This is a genomic window from Protofrankia sp. CiP1_Cm_nod3, assembly GCF_982290655.1.
The window spans coordinates 16,806-24,218 of record NZ_CEVIVD010000072.1 but is presented as its reverse complement, the minus strand read 5'-3'; the positions used below and the strand labels follow the sequence as shown (position 1 = coordinate 24,218).

Genomic DNA, 7,413 nt, shown 5'->3' with positions numbered 1-7,413 from the left:
ACGCGCCCTACGCGCCGGTGAAGGCGAGCGTGACCTCCCGGGCGCCGCCGGCGTGCACCTGGACCCGCTGGCCGTAACCGGTATAGGTGAGCGTTGTCTGTCCGTCGGCGACGTTCTGTTGCTGGAACGTGTAACCGGCGGAAGGCATCGACTGCCGGTAGTACCGGATGGCGTCGTCAGCGGTCACACCACTGAGCGCGACCGTCGTCGCCGTCGCCTCGGCGCTGACCAGCCGGGGAACCGCATCCTTCGGGAACGGGAAGTGCCTGGGGACGAGCGTCCCCCGCAGCGCCCCGACACCGGTCGTCACGGCGGGGGCAGGCGGCGCGGACGCCGCCGCCGTCTGGCTCGGCAGCACCAGGTCGGTCGGCAGGCCGGCCGGCGGCGCGCCCGCGCCCGCACCAGCCCCGACATCGGTCACCGCGGTCGCCGGCACATCCGGGACGGTGGCGGGCGCGTCATCGGAGGCAGCCCCGCCGCACCCGGCGAGCAGCAGCGCCACGCCCATGGCACCGGCCACCGCTGCCCGGCGGCGCGGCAGCATTCCGGCCCGGCCCATTGACACCTCCAGTCACAGCAAGAACGGCAGTAATGACGAATGGTCACCATTGTGCGGCAGCGGCATCAGAGGTCACCGCGGTGACCACGGCGGTCGGGCCGCCGGCACCGGTTCGCCGACCACTAAAGCACCACCCCACCGCCGCGCCGCCACCCGGGGACACCTGGTGGGCTTCCCGGCCGGGCCTGCTGGCCCGGCTTTCCGGCCGGCGGCCTCGGAGCACCTGACGGCCCGGCGACGCCACGGGCACCGGCCCCCGGCCCAAGTGGCATGCTGCACTGGGAGAACGCGGTACGAAAACATCACGGAGGGGGCGACGTGGCTGCCGCTCCAGAGGTGAACCGCCTGGTGGCCGGTCGGTACCGGCTCATCGAACGGCTCGGCGCCGGCGGAATGGGCACGGTCTGGCGCGCCTTCGACGAAGTGCTGCTGACCGATGCCGCGCTCAAGGAGATCGACCTCGAGGACGGCCTCGACCTGTCCGAGCGCGCCGACCGGGTCGAGCGGGCGCTGCGGGAGGCCCGGCACGCCGCGAGACTGCGCAGCCACCCGCACGTGGTGACCATCCTCGACGTCGTCGTCGAGAACGGCCTGCCATGGATCGTGATGGAGCTCGTGCCGTCCCAGTCGCTGCTCCAACTGGTCCGCGGCCATGGACCGTTACCGGTCGCCGAGGTCGCCCGCGTCGGGGTCGCGATCAGCGATGCCCTGGATGCCGCCCACGCCTTCGGCATCCTGCACCGGGACGTGAAGCCCTCGAACGTACTGATCGGCACGGACGGCCGGGTGGTGCTGACGGACTTCGGCATCGCCACCCGGGACAGCGACTCCGCCCTCACCGTCACCGGGGTGCTCGGCACGCCCTCGTACATGTCGCCGGAACGGCTCAACGGTGAGCCCGCCACCCCGGAGGCCGACCTGTTCGGCCTCGGCGCGACCCTCTATTTCGCGGTGGAGGGCAGGCCACCGTTCTACCGGGAGACCTTCGCGGCGATGGTGGCGGCGATCCTGTTCCAGCCGCCGACGCCGACCAGGCTCGCCGGCCCGCTGGTCGATGTCCTGACCAGCCTGCTTGAGAAGGACCCGCGCGTGCGCATGTCCGCGCGGCAGGCACGCCAGCTGCTGGCGGACATCGCCGCGGCACGGCCGGGCGGCACGCCGCCCACCCCGGCGCGGACCGGGACATCGACAGGGACATCGACAGGGACGCAGAACGGCGGGCACTCAAGGATCGTCCGCCGTGACGACGTCGGCACCCGCTACTCCTTCGGCACCATCCCCGACAGCGGCAGCACCGTTGTCGGCAGCGGCGGCACCGTCGTTGACGAGAGTGGCAGCGGTTCCTCCGGAGGCAGCGGTTCCTCCGGAGGCAGCGGCACCGCCGCTGTGGACGGGGCGGACCGCCCACGGCCGAAGGACGCCGGTCCCGCCGGCGCCGACGACGACCGCGCCGCTGACGCCAACGGCCCCACCGGGACCAGCGAGCCCGGCGCGCTCGCGCCGCCGTCCAACCTCACCGCCAGGGAGGACAACGGCGCGGTGCTCCTGCGGTGGACCCCGCCGCACTCGTCAGGGCCGGTCGCCTTCCGCGTCCTGCGGGTGGTCGCCGACCCGAGCGCGCCGGGCGGGCGGTTCGAGCGCAGCCTGGGCACGACCGGCTCGACCGAGCTGTCCGACGCGGGCGTGCCCCGGGGAGTGACGGTCTGGCACGAGGTGATGTCGACGGCTGGCGGCAGACGGTCGAAACCGGTCCGCACCCCACCGCTGGTGATCGTCCCGGAGGTCACCAACCTGCGCGCCCACATGGACGGCGATGGTGTGGCCCTGTCCTGGCAGCTCGACGCGGGCTACGACGACGTGCTGATCGAGCGGGCCTTCGACGAGTCCTCGCCGTTCCGGGGGGCCGCCCGCCGCCTGCGCTCCACCGGCGGACGCCATGTCGACCGCGACGTGCAGACCGGGGCGACCTACCGGTACCGGGTGCGGGTGTCCTACCCGGATCCCTTCGGCGCGCTGGCCCACACCAACGGGGTCGATGTGGTCGTGACCGTGGTCAGGCGGCCCCGGCCCGTCCTGGACCTCGAGGTGGACGACAGCGGCGGGACGACGGTCCTGCGGTGGACGACGGTGCCCGGCGCGCTGGTCCGGGTCTATGCCACCGAGGCACCGGCGGATTCGCCCGGCCCGGCGGCCGGAGCCGGACCGGGAACCAGCACGGGAGCCGGGGCCGGGGGTGAGGCCGAGGCATCCGTGCGGGAGATCCCCGGCGGTGGCCCGGCGGGCCACGAGCACGGCCCGCGGCCGGTGGCGGAGCCGGAACCGTTCGGCCCTGTTGATCACGAGCTGTCCACCGCCTCCCTGCGGGGACGGGAACGCCTGGTCGGCTCCAGCCGGCGTGGACGCCTGGTCGACACCGCGGCACCCGGCCCGACGGCCGATCCGGCAGCCGATCCGACGGTGTACACACCGATCAGCATCGCCGAGCACAGGGCGGTCGTCGGCCGTTCCATCCGGCACCAGCCGGGGCCGCACATCCGGGCGCTGCGGGCCGTGGACCACGGCAACACGATCACTCTGACGTTCCAGATGCCGCCGGGCATCACCGAGGCCCGCGTGCTGTGGCGGCACGACACCGCCCCCACCGGGCCGGACGACCCGGCCGCCCGGCGCGCGAAGGTCACCAACAGCAGCCTGGAGATCGGAGGCGGCTGGCACCTGCGGGACCCGCGGGACGGGGCCACCTACTACTTCGCCGTGTATCCCCTTGTCCGGGCGGGCGGCGAGGCGCGCGCGGTGCCCAACGGCGCCCACGTGACAGCCCGGGCCGGGACCCGGTCCACCCCGTCGGAATGATCGGCGGGGTGGCGGGCGCCTGACCGGTGCCGCCCGTCCCGGCACCATCAACGCCGGCCCACTACCGGCGGGTGGCCGTGGCGGTGATTTCCCGGTTACCGGCACCGGGTAGTGGTCCGAACGACACCTGGTTGTTGCAGTTTCCGGTCCCCAACCCGCCGGTCACGGGCGGCCGGGACAGTTTGGGGACAGATTCCGGACCATTCCCGGTACAGCTCGATGTCCACCGCCTTTCAACTCGGCCGTCTACCGAGCCACAATCCGTAAACACACACCCGCCCACGAGCAGCCTTTTCACAGCCCGCCAGTCACAACGACGAACGTCGATCATCGGGCCGTGCAATCCATCACAAATATCATCTGCGCCTATCCCGGAGCCGGCTGGCGGGCCGCCCGGACCATGGCCGGACGGTCGGCCGGTGATCGACCATTGATCCGGTTCGAGCCCCTTCCCCACGACCTCTATACCCCTGTTCCAGGCGTGCTTAATAGCCCGGGTACAGTTGTCCCGCCCAGGGGGAAAGAGCCGCGGCCACGGTCTTCACCGTGGGTCGAGGTGTAAGCCGGCACACGGAACGCCGAACCAGAACGCTCGCCCCGACAAGGCGTCAGGACACTGCGTCGAAGGAGAGGATCGGATGCTCCAGAACTGGCCAATCCGCTCCAAGTTGGTAGCCATTCTCATCCTCCCGCTGGTGGCGTTGACCGTTTTTAGCGCCCTCCAGGTGCGCGCCGACCTTGCGAGCGTCGACGCAAGCAGCCGGGTCCGGGACCTCGCAGCCTTCTCAACCAAAGTCAACGATCTTATTGACGCCCTCCAGCAGGAACGCTATGCCTCGTCCGCGGTCGTGGGCAGCCAATTCCGCGAGGGCCTCGAGGAGATGCGGGCCAGGCGCGGCCCGACCGACGTCGCCATCACGACCTACCAACAGGACGCGACCAGGCTCCCCGGCAGCGTGACCAGGGACCTACGGCCGGCCATGGACGCCATCCAGCGTCAGCTCGACCAGGTCCCCGACCAGCGGCAGGCGATCGACCAGCGGCAGACCGACCGGGTGAAGAACACGGAGTTCTTCAACAAAAACATCAACAATCTGCTCGACCTGATCGCCCAGGTGGGAGCCGGTACCGACAACGCCAAACTGATCAACTATGTCGGCGCCCTCACCAGCGTGTCGCGGGCGAGAGAGGCGGCCGCCCAGCAACGCGGCAGCCTCTCGGTGATCCTCTTCCACCAGACCAATGTCGCGGTCATCAAACAGGCGCAGACGAACGCCGGCGCCGAGGATGCCTGGATCGCGCAGTTCCGTACCATCGCATCCCAGGAAGAACAGGACTTTTACGACAAAACGGTCGGACCGGTCGCGACCAGCGTCTCCCAGACGCGCGACACCATCGTGTCCGCGACCCAGATGAACCAGCCGATCACCCTCGACGGCCAGCGCGTCCTGGAAGCCATGGCCGACAAGATCTCCAGGTTCCGCCTGGTGGAAAACCTGATCGCGGCCGACCTGACGAAGGAGAGCAATGCGATCGACTCGCACGCGACCCGCAGCGCCTGGCTGAGCAGCCTCCTCGTCGCGCTGGTCCTGGCCGCGTCGATCGGCATCTCGCTGCTCGTCGCGAGCCCCATGATCCGTCAGCTCCGGCGGCTGCGGGGGGCTGCCCTCGAGGTGGCCAACGACAGCCTGCCCAGCGTCGTGGAACGGCTGCACCGCGGCGAGCAGGTCCAGGTCGAGACCGAGGTGTTCCCCGTCCGGATCGGGACGAGGGACGAGATCGGGCAGGTGGGCGAGGCGTTCGGCACCGTCCACCAGGTCGCCGTGCGCACCGCCGTCGAGCAGGCGGCGATGCGCAAGAGCATCGGCGACACCTTCCTCAACCTCGCCCGCCGCAGCCAGGCGCTCATCCACCGTCAGCTGAAGGTCATCGACGCGCTGGAGCGCAAGGAGACCGACCCGGACGAGCTGGCCGAGCTGTTCCGGCTCGACCACCTGGCGACCCGCATGCGCCGTCACGCCGAGGACCTGATCGTGCTCTCCGGAGCGAAGCCCGCCCGTGGCTGGCGGCGGCCAGTCCCGATCAAGGACGTCGTGCGTGGCGCGGTCGCCGAGGTCGAGGACTACACCCGGGTGAAGGTGCTGCCGATCGCCGGTTCCGCCATCGGCGGGCACGCCGTCGGTGACGTGATCCACATGCTCGCGGAGCTGATCGAGAACGCCACCTCCTTCTCCCCGCCGCACACCCCCGTGCACGTGTCCGGGCACCAGGTCTCCAACGGATCCGTGATCGAGGTCGAGGACCGCGGCCTGGGCATGACCGACGAGGAATACACCGAGATCAACGAGCGGCTGAGCAACCCGCCCCCGTTCGACCTGCGTACCAGCGAGCGGCTGGGCCTGTTCGTGGTCGGCCGGCTCGCCCAGCGGCACGACATCCAGGTCCGGCTGCGGCCGTCGCCGTACGGCGGCACCCTGGCCATCGTCCTGGTCCCGAGCGACCTGCTGCGCGAGATCGACGACGCCCCGCAGGAGGCACCGGCCACGGCCAGGCCCGAGCGGGTCAAGGCGCCGGCCCTGGACATACCGCTGGGTGCCTCCCTGGACGCGCCGCTGGACGCTTCCATCGACCTCGGTGACCCGGCCGCGTTCACCGATTCGCTCGCCATCGGCAAGCCGCTCTCACTGCGGGACCCGATCCCCATGGACGATCCGGACCCGCTGAGCGGCCCGATCCCCTTCGCCGGCTCCTTCGACACCAGCGAGCTGCTGTCGATGAGCGCGTCACCGATAGCGCCCACCGGCAACGGCGCCGGCGGTAGCGGTGGTGGCGGCGAGGACTGGCCGCTCATGGACGATCTGCCGGTCTTCCCCACGATCCGTTCAAGCTGGTTCGTCACCGAATCCGACCAGCTCGGCGACGGGGAGATCGACAACGGCGCCGGCGGCAGCGCCGGGAACGACCATCCACGGGAGCGTCCGCGCTCCAACCTGGCGCTCGAGCCCAACGCCTGGGCCGAGCAGCCCTCGGGCATCCCCGCCCCACCGCCGCCTGCCTCCGCCCGCTGGGACGACGCGCCCAGCGCGTCCTCCGGCTGGCCGCAGCCAGAGGACCGGTGGGCCGAGCCGCTGGACGCGCAGCGACAGCCTGCCCTGCCCAGCCGCAGGAGGAGCACCCCCCCGGCGGACCCGTTCCCAGGTGCCGGCTCCGGGTTCTCCCAGGCGTCGGCCGCGCCGGCCGCCCCGCCCGGGCAGCCCAACGAGACGGGACTGCCCAGACGGCAGCGGCGGGCCAGCCTCGCGCCTGAGCTCAGGGGGACACCCACCAACGGCCCCGTGCCGCCGTCGCTCCTCAGCGGAACGCGGTCACCGGACGAGATCCGATCCATGATGTCCTCCTTCCAGACCAACTTCGGCCGAGGTCTGCAGGAGGGACCGAACCCGAACGGTGACGACGCGAAAAGGGTGATGTAATGCGCCACATCGGCCCGGTCGAGAACATGAACTGGCTGCTGAACAACCTCACGCGGAAAGTCCCGGAGGTCACCCATGCCATCGTGTTGTCGGCGGACGGCCTCCTGCTCGCCACCTCGAACGGAATGAACCGGACAACCGCCGACCAGCTGGCCGCGGTCGCCTCGGGCTTCAACAGCCTGGCTCGTGGTGCCGGCCGTTTCTTCGGCGGCGGCAGTGTCCGCCAGACGATCGTCGAGATGGAACAGGGATTTCTTTTCGTCACGGCGGTGGGCGACGGGTCGTGTCTGGCCATTCTCAGCACGCCCGGCGCCGACATCGGTCTGATCGCCTACGAAATGGCGCTGCTGGTCATCCGTGTCGGCGAGTTCCTCACCCCCGAGCTGCGTGCCGAGATGCAGGCCGCGCTGCCTCGCTGACAGCGAGCCGGAATCCTGGCGGCGGCCCGGGTTCCGCTGCTGTGACCCGCGCGAGCTCCCGCCGGAACCCGGCCCGGACGGTCGTCGTCGGGCCGGGTTCCGGCACAGT

The 7,413-nt window shown here is 71.1% G+C and carries 4 protein-coding genes; 3 read left to right on the top strand and 1 reads right to left on the bottom strand.

Translation table 11 applies throughout. From position 1 onward, the window contains the following. Positions 1 to 7 precede the first annotated feature (7 nt). Complete coding sequence (locus AC5LUJ_RS14820) at positions 8 to 559, bottom strand: hypothetical protein (protein WP_250280918.1); 552 nt, start codon at positions 557 to 559, stop codon at positions 8 to 10. Between the two features lie 318 nt (positions 560 to 877). Here AC5LUJ_RS14820 and AC5LUJ_RS14815 point away from each other — a divergent pair, with 318 nt between their 5' ends. The 3 genes from AC5LUJ_RS14815 to AC5LUJ_RS14805 all read left to right on the top strand — a co-directional run bounded on the left by AC5LUJ_RS14815 (position 878) and on the right by AC5LUJ_RS14805 (position 7,304). Further along, complete coding sequence (locus tag AC5LUJ_RS14815; protein ID WP_250280915.1) at positions 878 to 3,412, top strand: protein kinase domain-containing protein; 2,535 nt, start codon at positions 878 to 880, stop codon at positions 3,410 to 3,412. Positions 3,413 to 4,050: 638 nt separating this feature from the next. Continuing rightward, positions 4,051 to 6,885, top strand: a complete 2,835-nt coding sequence (locus tag AC5LUJ_RS14810; protein ID WP_250289770.1) for a sensor histidine kinase — start codon at positions 4,051 to 4,053, stop codon at positions 6,883 to 6,885. Further along, positions 6,885 to 7,304 carry a roadblock/LC7 domain-containing protein gene (locus tag AC5LUJ_RS14805; protein ID WP_250280910.1) on the top strand — a complete coding sequence of 140 codons (420 nt, stop codon included), beginning with the start codon at positions 6,885 to 6,887 and terminating at the stop codon, positions 7,302 to 7,304. The genes AC5LUJ_RS14810 and AC5LUJ_RS14805 overlap by 1 nt, the downstream gene beginning before the upstream one ends. Positions 7,305 to 7,413 lie beyond the last annotated feature (109 nt).